The sequence below is a fragment of the Allomuricauda sp. NFXS6 genome (assembly GCF_040148835.1).
Lineage (GTDB): Bacteria > Bacteroidota > Bacteroidia > Flavobacteriales > Flavobacteriaceae > Flagellimonas.
Genome location: NZ_JAGEMG010000009.1, coordinates 17797 through 36319, shown reverse-complemented (window position 1 = coordinate 36319; position 18523 = coordinate 17797). Strand labels below are relative to the sequence as shown.

Below are 18523 nucleotides of genomic sequence, written 5' to 3'. Positions count from 1 at the left end.
TCAATTCTCGATACAATTTTCTTCGTTTCACTCCAAAAATCGAATTGACAAATTCAAAGTTACTCTCCAAAAGGTTCACATCATAATTTCATAAGCAAATCCATACATTTTTGAAGAGCAGGGTTTCGGTTATCCCTTTTCCAGACCATACTCAATATGGCACGCTGCTTAATTTTTTTCATCTCGATGAACTTTACCTTCATCTGAAACCCATATTGAAGGGTCGTTGGCACAATGGCAATACCCAGTTTATTCTCCACCAATTTAAAAATGGTCTGTGCGTGTACGGATTTGTGCGAAACACGGGGCACAAAACCGCTGTCCTCACAAATGCTGAGCACCGTATCATAGTACATCGGGCTGTAATCTTGAGAAAACAAGATGAAATCCTCATCCGCCACTTGATTGATGTTCTTAAAGTTCTCCTCATCCAAAGGATGCTCCGCTGGCAGCACCAAAGAAAACGTATCCTCAAAAACAGGTTTAACCTCGAGCCCTCTAGGCACGCGCGACAATCTGACGAAGCCCAGGTCCAATCGGTCGGCTAAAATAGCGTTGATCTGTGCCCGATTGGAAAGTTCTTCCAAGGTGGTATGAACCGTTGGATGTTTTTCCTTCAACCCCAACAGCAAATTGGGCACTACATTTTGCATGGCCGAACCCAAAAATCCGATGCGTACCTCCCCCAATTGGCCTTCTCCGATAAGTTTCACCTGTTTTTTGGTCTGCTCCAAATGGTTCAAAATGAATTCCACCTCCTTCTTCAAAAACTCGCCCGCTGGAGTAAGGCTAACCTTTTTCTTGTCCCTCACAAACAGTTGAGTGTCCAAAATTTCTTCCATCTGTTTGATTTGCGTGCTCAAACCAGGCTGGGAAATAAATAGTTTTTCAGCGGCCTTTCTATAGTGCAGTTCTTCAGCCACGGCCAAAAAATAGACAAAATGTCGTAGTTCTATTTGATAATTCATACTTATTGATTATTACAAAAATAAGTATTGGTAATTATTAAACCTAATCGGTAACTTTGGATAGCCGTGATTAATCATATAAACAAAAAGTTGTCAGGTCGAGCGCAGTCGAGACCTCATTTTTAAGACTTTGAGTCCAATAACTTCTCGACTTAAGTTCATCTTGAGCGTAGTCGAAAGACTCGGAGTGACAGTTCACCATGTATTGATTACGGACAATCAGTTAGTAAATTAATTCAAAAGTATGGCAACAGACCGAACATTTCAATTTGGTGAAGACCATTTAACCGCGAGCATAGCTTTGGGCTTGGCACATGGCACCATAAAAGGTGTTTTCTCCGAGGAATGCCTGCAAAATGTAAATGCAAGTTACCAACGAGTTCAACGCATTGTTGAAAAAGGTGATATGGTGTACGGCATCAATACGGGGTTTGGCCCATTGTGCAATACCAAAATATCCAAGGAGGACACCAAAATTCTTCAATCCAACATATTGCAGAGCCACAGCGTAGGTGTGGGCCAACCTATTTCTACGGAATTGGCAAAAATTATGCTCATTCTGAAAATCCATGCCTTGGCAAAAGGCTATTCGGGTATTGCCGAAACCACTTTACAGCGTATGCTTTGGCATTTGGAAAACGATGCAATTCCCGTGGTGCCCTCGCAAGGTTCGGTGGGTGCATCAGGGGATTTGGCTCCGCTATCCCATTTATTTTTACCACTAATAGGTTTGGGCAAAGTAGAATATCAAGGTAAAACCATCCCGACCCAAACGTTATTTGAACAAACAGGATTACAACCCTTGGAATTGGGTCCAAAAGAAGGACTTGCCTTGATCAATGGAACCCAATTTATCGCTGCACACGGAGTGATGGTCGTCCACAAATTACAGCATTGTTTGCGACACGCAGATATTATCGGAGCGATGATGCTCGAAGGGCTACAAGGTTCCATGAAGCCTTTTTTTGAAGAGTTACACGAATTACGACCCTTCAAAGGGAACCAGCACGTAGCGGGAAGAATCCGCACCCTACTGCAAGGTTCCGAGATTTTGGAAGATCATATCGATTGCGAACGGGTGCAAGACCCCTACTCTTTGCGCTGTATGCCGCAAGTGCACGGGGCATCCCGAAATGCGTGGCTCCACCTCAAGGAATTGTTGGAAATCGAACTCAATTCAGTAACGGACAATCCTGTCATTATAAATGATGAACTGACCATTAGCGGTGGTAATTTTCACGGGCAACCCTTGGCCATGGCCTTGGATTATGCCGCATTGGCCGCTTCGGAAATTGGGAACATATCCGACCGACGCATCTATCTGGCCTTGGAAGGCAACAGCCCCGGAGTTCCTAAGTTGTTGATGAAGGATACGGGCATCAATTCAGGCTATATGATTTTGCAGTACACCTCGGCCGCATTGGCCAGCGAGAACAAAAGCCTGTGTTTCCCAGCCAGCGCCGATAGCATTCCCACTTCATTGGGACAGGAAGACCATGTGAGCATGGGTTCCATCAGTGGTAGAAAAGCCCTCAACATTATTGAAAATGTGGAGAAAATATTGGCCATCGAATTGTTGACTTCTGCCCAGGCATTCGAATATAGAAAACCCTTAAAATCGGGCATTCTGTTGGATGAAATCCATACCTTCCTGAGAACCAAGGTTGCTTTTGCCGAAAACGACCGTGTTTTTGCCGACGACATCGAAAAAGGAATCGAAATCATCCAAAACGGGGAAATCATCAATTTGGTAGACCGTGTGATGGATGAGAAACAACTGAAGTGGAACACCCCACATCTTGATGAATTTGAAACATACTAGCATGAACAGACCACTATTGATAGGACCCTTTGCCCAACTACTTCCCATGACGGGACTCCCATTAAAAGGAGCGCTCAAAGATGAGCAACTGCCCATCATTGAACGTGGGGGCATTTTGGTTTCCGAAGGAAAAATTCTCAAACTCGGTGTTTTTGACGAGTTGAAATCCGATGATGTCGACATCCACCCAATCGAAGGTGCACAGGTTTGCCTACCCGGTTTTGTGGATTCCCACACCCATATTTGTTTTGGAGGCACCCGCGCTCGAGATTACGCCTACCGTAATGCAGGAAAAACCTATTTGGAAATCGCCAAAGCCGGTGGCGGTATCTGGGACACGGTGACCCAAACCCGAAAAGCATCACAAGATGAATTGGTTGAAGGCATTATTTCCAGAAGTAAAAAACATCTCAAAAACGGTGTAACCACCATTGAGGTGAAAAGTGGTTACGGCCTTTCCGTAGATGAAGAATTGAAAATGCTACGCGCTATCAAGCAGGCCAACGAAACATCAAATGCTTCGTTAATCCCCACTTGTTTGGCAGCCCATATGAAACCAAAAGATTGGAATCAGGACAAGGATTATCTCAATGTGATCATCAAGGAATTGTTTCCCATCATCAAAACCGAAAACTTGGCCCATCGAGTTGATGCCTTTGTGGAAGAAAGTGCTTTTTCACAGAAAGAAATCAAGCCCTATTTTCAAAAAGCAAAGGAAATGGGATTCGATATTACGGTACATGCCGACCAATTTACCACGGGCGGCAGTCAAGTTGCGGTAGATTTTGATGCGGTAAGCGCCGACCATTTGGAGGCCAGCACCGAAAAAGAAATCCAATTATTGGCAAAGAGCAACACCATTGCGACCGCTTTGCCCGGGGCGTCCATTGGTTTGGGGTGCGCCTACACGCCAGCACGAAAAATTTTGGATGCAGGTGGCGCTTTGTCCATTGCCAGCGACCATAATCCAGGGTCCGCTCCCATGGGCGACCTACTGACCCAAGCCAGTATTTTGGGCACTTTTGAAAAATTGTCCAACACCGAGGTTTTGGCAGGGATTACTTCAAGGGCAGCAGCAGCTTTACGGTTGACCGATCGAGGTAAATTGGAAGCAGGAACGCAGGCGGACTTTGTTATTTTCCCTACGGATAACTATCAAGAAATCACCTATCACCAAGGGCAATTAAAACCCAGCGAGGTTTGGAAAAAAGGAACGCCCATCCACTAAAAATTGAATCATGACTGAATTTCAGCAACAGATATTACAAGGTATACCAAAGCAACTTCCCGCAAAAAAACCATATCCCAAAAATGGAAATCCGGCCCCAAAACGGAAGGACATCCTTTCCAAGGAAGAAAAAAAATTGGCCGTACAGAATGCGCTACGGTATTTCCCCGAAACTTGGCACGCAACACTAGCTCCGGAATTTGCTGAGGAGCTGAAAACTTACGGCCGTATTTATATGCATCGGTTCAAGCCCGATTATGAAATATATGCCCGACCTATTTCGGAATACCCTGCCAAAACACATCAGGCAGCGGCAATTATGCTGATGATTCAGAACAATTTGGACCCTGCCGTAGCACAACACCCTGAAGAACTTATTACCTATGGAGGCAATGGAGCGGTTTTCCAAAACTGGGCGCAATATCTGCTCACCATGAAATATTTGGCGAAAATGACCGAGGAGCAAACTTTGAATATGTATTCGGGTCATCCGATGGGTCTTTTCCCATCATCCAAAGAAGCTCCACGAGTGGTCGTCACCAATGGCATGATGATTCCCAACTACTCCAAACCCGATGATTGGGAAAAATACAACGCACTTGGCGTAACACAATACGGACAGATGACGGCTGGTTCCTATATGTACATTGGCCCACAGGGCATTGTGCATGGTACGGCCATTACGGTCATGAATGCGTTCCGAAAAGTATTGAAGCAAAATGAATCCCCCGAAGGCAAGATTTTCTTGACTGCCGGACTTGGAGGAATGAGCGGTGCCCAACCCAAAGCCGGAAACATTGCTGGAGGTATTACCATTTGTGCCGAAGTCAATCCCGAAGCTGCCAAAAAAAGACATGACCAAGGTTGGGTGGATGAATTGTTGGTCGATTTAGATCTGTTGGTGGTTCGTACCAAAGAGGCTGTGGAAAACAAGGAAGTTGTTTCCTTGGCCTATATCGGTAATGTGGTGGATGTTTGGGAACGTTTTTTTGAAGCGGACATTTTTATTCATTTAGGTTCCGACCAAACCTCTTTGCACAACCCTTGGGCAGGTGGCTATTATCCTGTTGGACTTTCGTTTGAGGAGTCCAATGCTTTGATGGTAGAAAATCCAGAAGCCTTTAAGGAAAAAGTGCAGGAATCATTGCGAAGACAAATCAACGCCATCAACAAGCACACCGCAAAAGGCACCTACTTTTTTGATTATGGCAATGCCTTTTTATTGGAAGTTTCCCGAGCGGGGGGTGATGTAATGGCCGAAAATAATATCGATTTCAGGTATCCGTCCTACGTGCAGGATATTTTGGGACCCATGTGTTTTGATTATGGCTTTGGCCCATTCCGATGGGTCTGTACATCGGGTAATCCAAAAGACCTTCAAAAGACCGATGCCATTGCCTTGGAAGTAATGAAAAAGATAAAATCCGAAGCGCCAGAAGAAATCCAACAGCAGATGCAGGACAACATCAAATGGATTTCGGAAGCGGAACAGAACAAATTGGTAGTAGGCTCACAGGCTCGAATCCTCTATGCTGATGCTGAAGGACGAAGCAAAATTGCCGATGCCTTCAACACGGCGATTGCCAAGGGAGAAATTAGTGCTCCCGTGGTATTGGGTCGTGACCATCATGATGTAAGTGGAACGGATTCACCTTTTCGAGAAACCAGCAACATTTACGATGGCAGCAAGTTCACTGCAGATATGGCCATTCAAAATGTGATTGGTGATAGTTTTAGGGGAGCCACTTGGGTTTCCATCCATAATGGTGGAGGTGTTGGCTGGGGAGAAGTAATCAATGGCGGATTTGGAATGGTACTCGATGGTTCCGAAGAGGCATCCAACCGATTGAAGAAAATGTTGTTCTTTGATGTAAACAATGGTATTTCCCGAAGAAGCTGGGCACGGAACAAGGAAGCCCGTTTTGCCATTGAACGGGAAATGAAACGCTCTCCAGATTTAAAGGTAACTTTGCCCCATCTGGTGAAATCCGATATTTTGGACAATCTTTTTTAATACCATGAAAAATTACCACCCCCCGAAACAAGGCCTCTGGACAGGCAGAATCTCCAATAAATGGCTGTATCTGCATGAAAAAGTGCATTGCACACCCTTGGAGGAACTTCCCGAGGCCCAGAAAAAATCCATTGCGCTGTTAGGCTATGCCTGTGATGAAGGCGTACGCCGAAACCAAGGTCGGGTTGGGGCTGTTGAGGGTCCCGATGTAATCAAACGTAGTTTTGCCAAAATGCCCAACCATTTGGGCAGCAATGTGCTTTTGCACGATGTAGGTTCCGTTGTTTGTGACGGAGGCGATATGGAGTCTGCCCAAAATCAGCTTACCGAAGCGGTCAAACTACTTTTAGAAAGAAAACAATTCCCTATTGTTTTGGGTGGTGGGCACGATATGGCTTATGGTCACTATAACGGTATCAAAAAATATCTGGATGCCAAAAAAGAGGGACAAACCATCGGTATTATCAATTTTGATGCGCATTTTGATTTGCGGAAAAACACGGAAAAAAGTAATTCGGGCACCCCGTTTTATCAGATAGCCAAAGACTGCGAAAAGGAAGGCATCGATTTTAATTACCTCTGCCTCGGTATCCGAAAAGATGCCAACGATAGAAATTTGTTTCAAACAGCCAAGGATCTTGATGTCATTTATGTGATGAACGACACCTTTCAAATTCCTTTATTGAATGAAATCACGACCTGGATCAATGCCTTCGCCAAAAATGTGGACCATATTTATGTGACCATCGACCTGGATGGGTTCTCTTCTGCTTATGCACCCGGGGTCAGTGCCCCTTCGCCCATGGGCTTTAGCCCGTATATGGTTCTGGAATGTTTAAAAACGATTATTGGCTCTGGAAAATTGATCAGTCTGGATATTGCCGAAATGAACCCCAAATATGACGTGGACGGACAAACAGCAAAACTCGCTGCTTCTTTAGTGCACCACACGGCACACCTTGTTTCTCAATAAAGCTTGTCATTCTGAACGTAGTGAAGAATCTATTGTTTAGGAAAAGATAATTGGCTTGGGCTCGACATGAATTGCACGAATTATCATAAATGCCTTATGATTTGTCAGGTCGATAGGGGTTGAGACCTTTGACAATGAGACTTCTCGACTGCGCTCGAAGTGACATCCATTCTTATTTTGCTCTTTCCACCACAAACAAAAAAAGCCTTCCAAAAGGAAAGCCTTTCATTGGTGAACATCGATTTGATGTTTCAACCTGATTCCAATCATCGCGACTGGAATCCAACACAACGGCACAAAGATAGGATGATTTTTCGGAAAAAATAACAGCACGGGTTGTTGATATTATTTTTTGGATTATTTCCATTTTATAGGAATATTTCCATAATTTAGCTTTCCTTCAACTGAACAATGGAAAAGACGATTTTGCATCTTGACTTGGATACTTTTTATGTATCCGTGGAACGCATCATCAATACAGAGCTTAAGAACAAGCCCTTATTGGTAGGCGGCACCAGCGACCGCGGTGTGGTAGCGGCCTGTAGCTACGAGACCCGTGGGTTTGGGGTGCATTCTGGTATGCCGATGAAAATGGCCAAGGAGCTTTGTCCCGAAGCCGTAGTGATTCGTGGAAACGCAGGCACCTACAGCAAGTATTCGGATGTGGTCACGGAAATCATTAAGGAACAGGTCCCTATTTTCGAAAAATCAAGCATTGATGAATTTTATGCCGACCTCTCAGGTATGGACCGCTTTTTTGGCTGCTACAAATACGCCACGGAAATGCGCCAGAAAATCATTCGGGAAACGGGACTGCCCATTTCGTTTGGTTTATCGGTGAACAAAGTGGTTTCCAAAGTGGCCACCAATGAGGCCAAGCCCAATAATCAGCTTAAGATAGATTTTGGTCTGGAAAAGCCTTTTTTGGCTCCCCTTTCCATCAAGAAAATTCCGATGGTGGGCGATAAAACCTATCAAACCCTCAGAAATTTGGGAATACGGCAAGTAAAAACCGTTCAGGATATGCCCATGGACATCATGCAACGGGTGCTGGGCGCCAATGGCGGGGTGATTTGGAAAAGGGCCAATGGCATAGACAATACGCCCGTGATTCCGTTCCACGATAGAAAGTCCATCTCCAATGAAAGGACTTTTGACCGAGACACCATCGATGTTACAAAGCTGAAAGGCATTTTGATCGCCATGACCGAGAACTTGGCCTACCAGTTACGAAGAGGCGACAAATTAACGGCCTGTGTTGCTGTGAAAATTCGGTATTCCGATTTTAACACCTATTCCAAACAATCGCGCATTCCCTACACGAGTGCAGACCACACCCTTATTCCCAAAATATTGGAACTGTTCAATTCCTTATACAACAAACGGATGTTGGTTCGTCTCATCGGGATTCGATTCAGCCATTTGGTCTCGGGCAACTACCAAATCAACCTTTTTGAAGATACCGAAGAGACCCTGAACCTTTACCAGGCCATGGATCATGTCCGGAACCGGTTTGGAAGTCGGAGCGTGTTGCGCGCCTCTGCCATGGGCGCAAAGACCATCGGGAGCATGCACAACCCTTTTAATGGGGAACCGCCTGTGGTTTTGGCTCATAGAAAACAGTGAACTTGACAATAAACAATTTCCAATGAGCAATGAACAGTTGGTATTTGGCAATTGATAACTGATAATTGACTATTGATAATTGTACCTCAACTGCCACACATATTACAGTTTGCGGTTCGGGACCTTCTCGGAGGTTGAGCTATTGCAGTTGGCACAAGAAAACCATGTAACCCAATTGGTGCTCACCGACATCAACAATACCTCTGCGGGATTAAACTTTGTTCGAAAGGCACCAGAATTTGACGTAAAACCGATTTTGGGTATCGATTTTAGGAATGGGGTCCAGCCCTGCTTTATCGGAATTGCCCAAAACAACGAGGGATATCTGGAACTGAACGACTTTTTGTCCCACCACCTTCACCATGAATTGAAGATTCCCGATCGGGCACCAGCTTTTAAGAATGCGTTTGTGGTATATCCGTTTGAACAGGTACTGCTCAACGAACTGGATAATTTTCAGGAGCATGAGTTTGTGGGAATCTCCATCAAGGACTTGCGAAGGCTCCCCTTTTCCAAACTGGCTTCCCTTACCCATAAATTGGTGGTACAGCAGCCCGTTACCTTTCGGAACAAACAGGATTTTAATGCCCACCGATTACTGAGGGCCATCGACAACAACGTACTGCTGAGCAAACTTCCAAAGGAAGAGGAGGCCAACGAGGAAGAAAAAATGTATCCTATCCAAAATCTAGCTGCGGCATTTTCGGAGTTCCCCTTTATTCTGGAAAACACGGAAAAACTGCTCAACAAGTGCTGTATCCATTTTGATTTTTCAAAAGACAGAAAGCCCCAAAACCTAAAAACATTTTTGGGCAGCGTGGAAGAAGATGAACAACTCTTGGACCAACTCTGTGCCGAAGGACTCCCCTATCGGTATGAAGAAGTGAACGATTCCATCAAAAACCGATTGAACAAGGAATTGGAACTCATCAAAAAAATGGGTTTCGTTTCCTATTTTTTGATCAATTGGGATATTATATCCAAAGCAAGGGAAAAGGGTTTCTTTTACGTAGGACGAGGGAGTGGTGCCAACAGCATTGTAGCCTACTTGCTCCGCATTACCGATGTGGATCCCATGGAACTTGACCTCTATTTTGAGCGATTCATCAATCTATACCGTGCCAATCCGCCCGACTTTGACATCGATTTTTCATGGAGAGACCGCCCCGCCATGACCGAATACATCTTTGAACGCTTTGAACACGTTGCCCTACTCGGCACCTACGTCACTTTTAAGGAGCGGGGCGTTATCCGGGAATTGGGCAAAGTTTTTGGGCTGCCACCACAGGACATTGATTTTTTGCTGGCAGGAAGATATAACCTTGACCAACTGGACCATGTGTCCAAACTCGTACTAAAGTACGGCAGCTTACTCAAGGGTAAACCCAATTATTTGAGCATTCATGCAGGGGGGATTTTGATCAGTGACAAACCCTTGCATTGGTTTTCTGCCACTCATTTGCCACCGAAAGGCTTTCCCACCACGCAGTACGATATGGTCATTGCCGAGGATGTAGGCCTGTATAAATTCGATATTTTGGGACAGCGGGGTTTGGGCAAGATTAAGGAGGCGTTGGAGATTGTTGCTTACAACCAACCCGAAAAATATGGCGATATCGATATCCACGACATCAAAGGGTTTAAAAAAGACCCCGCAATCAACAACCTGATCAAAACCGCACAGTGCATGGGCTGTTTTTACGTGGAGTCGCCCGCCATGCGCATGCTGCTCAAAAAACTACAGGTCGATAATTATTTGGGATTGGTGGCCGCTAGTTCCATTATCCGCCCAGGTGTAGCCAAAAGTGGTATGATGCGAGAATACATCCTCCGCCATCGCAATAAAGGCAGAACCGAGGAAAAGGCACATCCCGTGATGTTGGAAATAATGCCGGACACCTATGGTGTAATGGTCTATCAAGAAGATGTAATCAAAGTGGCCCACCATTTTGCCGGTCTGGACCTTGGCGAGGCCGATGTTCTCCGCAGGGGCATGAGCGGGAAATTCCGTTCGCGGGAAGAATTTCAAAAAGTGCAGGATAAATTTATTTCCAATTGCAGAAAAAAAGGCTACGCGGAATCCTTGATTTCCGAAATCTGGAACCAAGTGGCCAGTTTTGCAGGCTACGCTTTTGCCAAGGGGCATTCTGCATCCTATGCTGTAGAGAGTTATCAAAGTTTATTTTTGAGGGCCTATTTTCCTTTGGAATATTTAGTGGCCGTACTCAACAATGGTGGCGGGTTCTACCGTTCGGAATTCTATGTACACGATGCCCGTATGATGGGTGCCACCATCCATCCGCCCTGCGTGAATAAAAGCATGGTCGTAAACCGCATTTATGGCTCTCATATTTATTTGGGGATGATGTACCTCCGCGATCTGGAGAGCAGGGTCATGGAACGCATCCTGAAAGAGCGCATGCTCCACGGAAGTTTTTCCTCTTTGGAAGATTTCTTGGACCGCGTGTTCATCCGAATGGAACAACTTTCCATCCTTATCCGTACCGATGCCTTTCGCTTTACTGGAATCAACAAGCATGAACTGCTCTGGAAAGCCCATTTGATGCTTTCAAAAAACGACCGAATGGAACACCCGAAGCTTTTTCCGCCGAGGCATCAAAAATTTCAAATGCCCCAACTGAACACTACGGCATTGGAGACCGCTTTTGAGCAATTGGAACTTTTGGGATTTTGTCTTTGTAGTCCTTTTGAATTGCTGGAGGAAACTCCCAAAAACAGCAACGGACAAAAAGACTTGGAACGGCACCTCAACAAGTACATCGATATTTATGGGTACTTGGTCACGGTAAAAAACACCTCCACCCATCACGGCAAGCGCATGCACTTCGCCACTTTGGTAGACCAGCACGGCGAAGTATTCGATACGGTACTCTTTCCTCCTGTTGCGGCCAAATATTACTTTAGGGGAAAGGGTATTTATCGCTTTTATGGTAAAGTCGTGGAAGAATTTGGGTTTCTGAGCATCGAGGTCATCAAAATGAAGAAGGAAAATTATGTGCAAGACCCTAGATATGCCGATATGAGGATGAGCAAAAAACTATTTGATTCGAAGAAGTGAGCGGAATGCCGTAACTTACGAAGAAGAATTGTACCAATACATGAAAATCAGAATCAAAGGAAATTCCATACGGTTTAGATTGACCCAAAGCGAAGTAAAACAACTGTCCGAAACGGGTTCGATAACGGAAAACACCGAATTTGGTTCCAATGTTTTTCACTACCAAGTTAAGCTGGCATCTTCCGTGAAAAATTTAGAGGCTTCTTACTCCAATGATAAAATAGTGATGTTAGTGCCCGAAGTAAATGGAAAAAATTGGTTCCACAACAACACCGTTGGCTTTGAACATGAGATGGAGCTTCCCAAAGGGAAAAAGCTGCATCTGTTATTGGAAAAAGACTTCACTTGCCTCGAGAACCGGGCGGAAGACCAATCGGACAACTATCCCAATCCAAAATTGCAACACTGACCATGATGGAGAACGAAACAAAACGAAACGTTTCCCTCACTGGGGACATCAAATTTACAGGGCTTCGCCTTAAGGAGCCCATGCAGACCTCAGCCGGTATTTTAGGTGTAAAAGAAGCTTTACGACACAGTTTTAAAGAAATGGGAATTGTCCGTTCCATGCGAAGCTTGCTGGAAATGAATCAGGAAGACGGCTTTCGCTGCCCCAGTTGTGCCTGGCCCGTCCCGGAACATCCGTCCAAAATTGCCGAGTATTGTGAGAACGGTGCAAAGGCATTAGCCGACGAAGCCACCAGACACCATATTGGCGCGGAATTTTTTGCAGCACACTCCGTAGAGGAACTTTCAAGATTAAGCGATTTTGAACTCAATAAATTAGGAAGAGTCGTAGAACCGATGGTCCTAAAACCAAATAGTGTGCATTACGAGCCCATTACGTGGCAAGATGCCTTTGAATTGATTTCGGAGGAATTACATCGTTTGGACAATCCGAATGAGGCGATATTTTATACTTCGGGTCGATCCAGCAATGAGGCTGCCTATCTCTATGGCATGTTTGCCCGTGCTTTTGGCACCAACAATATGCCGGATTGCTCCAATATGTGCCATGAATCATCGGGTGTGGCACTTTCCGAAACTTTGGGGATTGGAAAGGGTTCCGTAAAGCTGGACGACCTGTACGGAGCAGAGGTGATTTTGGTCGTAGGACAAAATCCCGGTACCAATCATCCAAGAATGCTGTCGGCACTCGAAAAATGCAAAAAGAACGGGGGAAAAGTCATCAGCATAAATCCATTGGCGGAAACCGGGTTGGTCAACTTTAAAAACCCACAGAGTGTTTCGGATATGTTGGGGAACGGACAACCCATTGCCGACATCCATCTACCGGTAAAAATCAATGAGGACATTGCCTTGGCCAAGCTCATCTTAAAAAAATTGGTTGCGCTCGATGCCAAAAATTCCAATGTGCTCGACCACGAATTTATTGTAGAGTATGTGGATGGTTATGATGATTTATTAAAAGATTTGGACCGCTACGAAGAGGAAAGTCTTCAACGCAGAAGTGGGGTCTATATGCACAAAATTGACAAGGTTGTGGAATTATTGGCCGAAAACTCCAAGATTGTTATCTGTTGGGCCATGGGAATTACCCAGCACAAAAATGCGGTGGATTGCATCAAGGAATATGTGAATATTTTGTTGCTCAAGGGTGCCGTGGGCAAACCCTTTGCAGGGACTTGTCCCGTGCGAGGGCACAGCAATGTGCAGGGGGATCGCTCTGTGGGCATTATGCACTACGTGAGCAAAGGATTAAACCAGAAAATCCAGGAACACCTCAATTTTGACCCTCCCACTGAAAAAGGGTACGATACAGTCGAGGCTATCGAGGCGATGCACGAAAAAAAGGCTAAGGTCTTTATATGTTTGGGCGGTAATTTTGTTATGGCCGCCTCGGACACGAAATATACCGCAGAGGCCGTTCAAAATTGTGATTTGACGGTACAAATAAGCACTAAACTGAATCGAAGCCATTTAGTAACCGGAAAAACTGCTTTATTATTACCCACTTTTGGGCGTTCGGAGAAAGATGAAAAAAATGGGGAACTCCAATTTTTGACGATGGAAAGTAGTACGGGCAAGGTTCGGCAGAGCAAAGGACTGCTTCAACCTGCTTCGGAACATATTAAAAGTGAACCTGAAATCATTGCGCTTTTAGCACACACTTATTTTAGGGGCAACCACTCCATGAACTGGTATGAATTGGGACAGGATTACAACCTTATACGAGAGCTCATTGACAAAACGGTAAAAGGATTTGAAAAAACCAGCAAGCAATCCAAAGGGTTTGGGTATTATTTGCCCAATAACGTTCGCAAGCGTGATTTTCGCATGCTTCCCAATGGAATGGCGCAGTTATCCATTACCGCATTGGCGGACCATCAATTAAAACCAGATGAATTATTGCTGATGACCATACGCTCCCATGACCAATTCAACACCACCATTTATGGACTGAACGATCGGTACCGTGGTATTCACAACGAGCGACGTGTAGTTTTTATGAATATAGAGGACATGGCTGAAAAGGAACTTACCCAACTGGATGTGGTCAATTTGCACAGTCATTATGATGGCATCCAACGAACGGCTGAAAAATTCTTGGTGGTGACCTACGACATCCCCAAGGGAAATATGGCCGCCTATTTTCCAGAGACGAATATGTTGGTGCCCCACAACCATTTTGCGGACAAGAGCCAGACCCCAATTAGCAAATCGATTAGGGTTACTGTGGAAAAAATTTCTTAAGTCCTTCTATTTGAAGGCTTGGATTCCCGTGATATCCGCACCGGTAATCAACAAATGGATATCGTGGGTGCCTTCATAAGTGATTACACTTTCCAAGTTCATCATGTGGCGCATAATGCTATACTCTCCGGTGATGCCCATTCCGCCCAACATCTGTCTTGCTTCACGAGCAATTTTGATGGCCATTTCCACATTGTTACGTTTGGCCATGGAAATCTGTGCGGTAGTCGCCTTTCCTTCATTCTTTAATTGCCCCAAACGAAAAGCCAACAACTGAGCCTTGGTGATTTCGGTAATCATTTCGGCCAACTTCTTTTGCTGAAGCTGAAATCCGGCAATGGGTTTCCCAAACTGCTCGCGCTCCTTGGCATAGCGTAATGCGGTGTCGTAGCAATCCATGGCGGCACCTATGGCTCCCCATACGATACCGTATCGGGCGGAGTCCAAACAACCCAGTGGGGCACCCAAACCGTTTTTACCTGGTAACAAGTTTTCTTTGGGAACTTTCACATTATCAAAAATAAGCTCCCCCGTAGCAGATGCCCTTAGCGACCATTTGTTATGGGTCTCTGGTGTAGAGAATCCCTCCATACCACGTTCAACAATAAGTCCATGAATTCTACCTTCTTCATTTTTGGCCCAAACAACGGCCACATCGGCAAATGGCGAGTTGGAAATCCATAATTTGGCTCCATTCAACACATAATGGTCGCCAGCGTCCTTGAATTTGGTTTCCATCCCCCCCGGATTTGATCCATGGTTGGGTTCAGTGAGCCCAAAACAACCCATCCACTCCCCTGTTGCCAATTTGGGTAGATATTTTTTACGTTGTTCTTCGGAACCATAAGCGAATATGGGATACATTACTAAGGACGATTGTACTGAAGCCGTGGAGCGAACCCCACTATCGCCGCGTTCAATCTCCTGCATGATCAATCCATAGCTGATTTGATCTAAGCCAGCACCTCCATATTCTTCGGGAATATACGGTCCAAAAGCACCAATTTCGGCCAGTCCACCAATAATTTGTTTGGGAAACTCCGCCTTTTGGGCATATTCCTCTATAATGGGAGATATATCGCGCTTTACCCATTGGCGTGCGGAATCGCGGACCAGTTTGTGCTCTTCCGAAAGTAAATCATCAAGGTTATAGTAATCTGGGGCTTCAAATAAATCAGGCTTCATCAATAATAATTTTTAGTAAATATAACATTTGATTCACGTATTGTTACATTTTTAAATAAAAAGCTTGGGTCAATTCAACATATTCTTTGGTGTATTGATGTCTTCCTTCCTCAATGATCAAGGTATCGATTATCGGTTCATTTTGATGGAAACTGAATTCCATCAAACTCCTTTTAAAATCAGTGTCGGGATTTCCCTTTACCCTGGTGATTCGGTTAGGAAACATTCCAACGTGTTCAGCTAACCCAACAAAGCTTTTCTCTTCTTTAAAAGGAATAATCACTGCAAAAATGCCGTCTTCGGTTAAAAACTTTGAAACTCCTTGAACCAATTCATCAAAAGGCAAGGAATTGCTTTGCCTTGCCTTGTCCCTAAATGGATTTCCGCTTGCAACATCTTCAGCATAAAAAGGTGGATTGGAAACTATTAAATCGTACTTATGGTCCATTTCATCCACGAACTCATCAAATCCTGCATGGTAACAGAACAGTCTGTCTGCCCATGGTGATGCTTCAAAATTGGCTACGCACTGCTCGTAGGCTGCGTCATCCAGTTCAATGGCATCTATGGTTTCGGCATAGGAGCGCTGAGCGAGCTGCAAAGCAATGAGTCCCGTTCCTGTACCGATATCCAAAATAGATTCGGGTTGTTTGTCCAACGATGCCCAAGCGCCTAACAATACACCATCGGTTCCCACCTTCATGGCGCATTGATCTTGGTGAATGGTAAATTCTTTGAATCTGAAAGGCTTCATGGCTTCAAAGATAAGATAATGACATGTATCCAATTTACGATCATCAATTCAAATAAGGCATTCGTTAGATCATATGGTGCATCCATTAATCCACAGGATGATAACTCAACTTAATATAGTTATTTCGCCAACAATTTAAGGGGAAAGGCCCCAATAAAATCATTACCAAATTATCTAAACTTTATGATTATGAAGAAAATCTTTTTTGCATTCCTACTTATGCTAGCCGTGGTTCAAGTATCACAAGCCCAAGAAGAAGGTAAATTCCGTGTTGGACTTGAAGCAGGTTACACCATGCCTAGTGGTGGTGGTGGCGTTCTATTTGCCGTTGAACCTAAGTACAACATTGCGGACAACATGAACATTGGTATCCGCTTTGAATCTGCCGCCATGGCCAAAAATGTCGATGTCGGACCTGCCTCAGCTGAGGCAAGTTTAACGGCTAGTGTATCTTACTCAGGTACTTTTGATTACTATTTCAACTCTGGTAGTTCTTCCTTTGCCCCATTCTTTGGTGCAGGTGTGGGCTATAGTTCTTTGGGCAGCATTGGTTTTGACATAGACGATGTTGAAGACGTTGAGGGTGACGCAGACGTTGAGGTCGATGGAAAATTCGGTGGTCTTATCAGGGCTGGTTTTGAAGCAGGTAAATTTAGATTGGCCGCAACCTACAATCTAATTGGTAAAACCGACTTAGGAGAAGGAGCCGAAATCAAAAACTCCTACTTGGGCATATCACTGGGTTTCTACCTTGGTGGTGGCAAATGGAAAAAATAAAATTTCGTCTAGTTTTGTTAAGTGAAGAGGGGGCAATATTGCCTCCTTTTCGTTTTTTTAACTTAGATAAAGATCTACTAAACCTTCAGGGGTTTTTACGTGGATTGTTTTGTTCTCTCGATCAACCTTGGTAATAATATCATCGTTAACGGGAATAAACAACTCTTTGTCTACTTTCTTGACTTCAAAAAGGTCTTGGGAAGCATTATCGTTTACCGATTCAACAACACCAATATCCCCGTACACCTCATCCATAATTGTGAAGCCTATTACTTCGTGATAGTAAAATTTGTTGCCTGTAAGTGGCGGAAGCATTGTTAGCGGCAAGTAAAGCTCGGCACCGATAAGTTTATCGGCCATGGGTTCATCTTTTACCTCCTCAAAATCGATGCGAAGCAAGTTGGATTTGTGCAGTCGGCATCTATCAATAAAAAATGGAACCAGATTGTTTCCCAATGAAACAAGTACTGATTCCATATTTTCGTAGCTACTGGGTTCATCGGTGTCCAATTTAATCAACACCTCTCCCTTAAAGCTATATTTTGAAACGACTTTGCCCAGATAGAAGCAATCTTCCTTGCGCATCGTCCTTCGTTTTTTATTCTTCTTCCTTGGCAGCTTCTTCTTCGGCAGCAGGAGCCACTTCTTCGGCTGGTGCTTCTGCGGTAGCTTCCTCAGTTGCAGCTTCAGCAGTTTCCTCCGCAGCCTCTTCGGCTACTTCCTCTTCTGGCAATGCGGCGGCAGCTCTCTTGGCGCTAACTTCTTTTTCAGCTTCCAAAGCTTTGGCTCTAGCTTCAGCTTCCGCTTTGCTTAAACCATCTTTCTTGTCTTGGATTTTTTGTTTTTTCTCCTCCAACCAAGCATTGAATTTTTCTTCAGCTTGCTCTTCAGTCATTGCGCCTTTGCGAACACCTACTGCTAAGTGGTGTTTCATCATCACACCTGAATAAGAAAGAATAGCTCTGGCGGTATCCGTTGGTTGTGCACCGTTCTGCAACCATTTTACGGAACCATCTATATCAAGATTGATTGTGGCTGGATTGGTGTTTGGGTTATAAGTACCCAATTTCTCCAAATATTTTCCGTCTCTTTTCGCTCTTACATCTGCAGCGACTACCCAATAGAATGGTTTACCTTTTTTACCGTGTCTTTGAAGTCTAATTTTAACTGGCATATCACATTAATTTGTAGGGTGCCCGACCCTGATTATTAATTCTTTTTAATCGCTTATCAGTTAAGCGGGTGCAAATATACATTTATTTGTTTATAGCACAGCGTTCAAAGCAAAAAAAGTTAAATGCCTTTAACAACTGAGGCTCACAACGTTAAACCTTTGATAAACTACCTTAACCCTTTGGTATCCCACTCATTATCTGTAGTTT

At 44.4% G+C, this 18523-nt stretch carries 14 protein-coding genes; 9 read left to right on the top strand and 5 right to left on the bottom strand.

Annotated elements, in window-relative coordinates:
• Positions 1-80: 80 nt before the first annotated feature.
• On the bottom strand, positions 81-968 hold the full coding sequence (locus J4E06_RS13525) for a LysR family transcriptional regulator (protein WP_349524485.1): 888 nt from the start codon (positions 966-968) through the stop codon (positions 81-83).
• A 244-nt stretch (positions 969-1212) separates the two neighbouring features.
• On the opposite strand from J4E06_RS13525, the gene hutH reads away from it, so the two are divergent.
• The 8 genes from hutH (at position 1213) to J4E06_RS13485 (ending at position 14425) form a co-directional block, all read left to right on the top strand.
• Entirely contained in the window at positions 1213-2790 is a 1578-nt protein-coding gene (gene hutH / locus J4E06_RS13520; protein ID WP_349524484.1) for a histidine ammonia-lyase, read from the top strand.
• A gap of 1 nt (position 2791) precedes the next feature.
• A complete protein-coding gene (gene hutI / locus J4E06_RS13515) occupies positions 2792-4018 on the top strand; it encodes an imidazolonepropionase (RefSeq protein WP_349524483.1) in 1227 nt (408 codons plus the stop codon).
• A 10-nt stretch (positions 4019-4028) separates the two neighbouring features.
• Entirely contained in the window at positions 4029-6032 is a 2004-nt protein-coding gene (hutU, locus tag J4E06_RS13510) for a urocanate hydratase (RefSeq protein WP_349524481.1), read from the top strand.
• A 4-nt stretch (positions 6033-6036) separates the two neighbouring features.
• Complete coding sequence (gene hutG / locus J4E06_RS13505; protein WP_349524480.1) at positions 6037-7005, top strand: formimidoylglutamase; 969 nt, start codon at positions 6037-6039, stop codon at positions 7003-7005.
• A gap of 411 nt (positions 7006-7416) precedes the next feature.
• Positions 7417-8631, top strand: a complete 1215-nt coding sequence (gene dinB, locus J4E06_RS13500; RefSeq protein ID WP_349524479.1) for a DNA polymerase IV — start codon at positions 7417-7419, stop codon at positions 8629-8631.
• 79 nt (positions 8632-8710) lie between these two features.
• Entirely contained in the window at positions 8711-11710 is a 3000-nt protein-coding gene (locus J4E06_RS13495; protein ID WP_349524478.1) for a DNA polymerase III subunit alpha, read from the top strand.
• A complete protein-coding gene (locus J4E06_RS13490; RefSeq protein WP_349524477.1) occupies positions 11694-12119 on the top strand; it encodes a DUF7009 family protein in 426 nt (141 codons plus the stop codon). Before J4E06_RS13495 ends, J4E06_RS13490 begins: the two co-directional genes overlap by 17 nt.
• A gap of 5 nt (positions 12120-12124) precedes the next feature.
• The gene (locus tag J4E06_RS13485; RefSeq protein WP_349524657.1) at positions 12125-14425 is read left to right on the top strand and encodes an FdhF/YdeP family oxidoreductase; all 2301 of its coding nucleotides are present in this window, start codon (positions 12125-12127) and stop codon (positions 14423-14425) included.
• Positions 14426-14431: 6 nt separating this feature from the next.
• Here J4E06_RS13485 and J4E06_RS13480 read toward each other — a convergent pair whose 3' ends face one another.
• The gene (locus J4E06_RS13480; protein WP_349524476.1) at positions 14432-15610 is read right to left on the bottom strand and encodes an acyl-CoA dehydrogenase family protein; all 1179 of its coding nucleotides are present in this window, start codon (positions 15608-15610) and stop codon (positions 14432-14434) included.
• Between the two features lie 43 nt (positions 15611-15653).
• Positions 15654-16364, bottom strand: a complete 711-nt coding sequence (locus tag J4E06_RS13475) for a tRNA1(Val) (adenine(37)-N6)-methyltransferase (RefSeq protein WP_349524475.1) — start codon at positions 16362-16364, stop codon at positions 15654-15656.
• Positions 16365-16553: 189 nt separating this feature from the next.
• Here J4E06_RS13475 and J4E06_RS13470 point away from each other — a divergent pair, with 189 nt between their 5' ends.
• Positions 16554-17141, top strand: a complete 588-nt coding sequence (locus tag J4E06_RS13470; protein ID WP_349524474.1) for an outer membrane beta-barrel protein — start codon at positions 16554-16556, stop codon at positions 17139-17141.
• Positions 17142-17198: 57 nt separating this feature from the next.
• Here the strand turns inward: J4E06_RS13470 and rimM are convergent, their stop codons facing one another.
• Both rimM and J4E06_RS13460 read right to left on the bottom strand, forming a co-directional pair.
• Positions 17199-17726 (bottom strand): ribosome maturation factor RimM, encoded by a 528-nt coding sequence (gene rimM, locus J4E06_RS13465; protein ID WP_349524473.1) that lies wholly within the window; start codon positions 17724-17726, stop codon positions 17199-17201.
• Positions 17727-17739: 13 nt separating this feature from the next.
• Positions 17740-18315 (bottom strand): 30S ribosomal protein S16, encoded by a 576-nt coding sequence (locus J4E06_RS13460; protein WP_349524472.1) that lies wholly within the window; start codon positions 18313-18315, stop codon positions 17740-17742.
• Between the last annotated feature and the right edge of the window lie 208 nt (positions 18316-18523).

What these genes read in the sequence shown, in the direction of transcription:
- rimM (WP_349524473.1), bottom strand. Translation starts at nt 17,726, where the DNA reads ATGCGCAAGGAAGATTGCTTCTATCTGGGCAAAGTCGTTTCAAAATAT.
- J4E06_RS13485 (WP_349524657.1), top strand. Translation starts at nt 12,125, where the DNA reads ATGGAGAACGAAACAAAACGAAACGTTTCCCTCACTGGGGACATCAAA.
- J4E06_RS13470 (WP_349524474.1), top strand. Translation starts at nt 16,554, where the DNA reads ATGAAGAAAATCTTTTTTGCATTCCTACTTATGCTAGCCGTGGTTCAA.
- J4E06_RS13480 (WP_349524476.1), bottom strand. Translation starts at nt 15,610, where the DNA reads ATGAAGCCTGATTTATTTGAAGCCCCAGATTACTATAACCTTGATGAT.
- hutI (WP_349524483.1), top strand. Translation starts at nt 2,792, where the DNA reads ATGAACAGACCACTATTGATAGGACCCTTTGCCCAACTACTTCCCATG.
- hutG (WP_349524480.1), top strand. Translation starts at nt 6,037, where the DNA reads ATGAAAAATTACCACCCCCCGAAACAAGGCCTCTGGACAGGCAGAATC.
- J4E06_RS13475 (WP_349524475.1), bottom strand. Translation starts at nt 16,364, where the DNA reads ATGAAGCCTTTCAGATTCAAAGAATTTACCATTCACCAAGATCAATGC.
- dinB (WP_349524479.1), top strand. Translation starts at nt 7,417, where the DNA reads ATGGAAAAGACGATTTTGCATCTTGACTTGGATACTTTTTATGTATCC.
- hutH (WP_349524484.1), top strand. Translation starts at nt 1,213, where the DNA reads ATGGCAACAGACCGAACATTTCAATTTGGTGAAGACCATTTAACCGCG.
- hutU (WP_349524481.1), top strand. Translation starts at nt 4,029, where the DNA reads ATGACTGAATTTCAGCAACAGATATTACAAGGTATACCAAAGCAACTT.
- J4E06_RS13525 (WP_349524485.1), bottom strand. Translation starts at nt 968, where the DNA reads ATGAATTATCAAATAGAACTACGACATTTTGTCTATTTTTTGGCCGTG.
- J4E06_RS13460 (WP_349524472.1), bottom strand. Translation starts at nt 18,315, where the DNA reads ATGCCAGTTAAAATTAGACTTCAAAGACACGGTAAAAAAGGTAAACCA.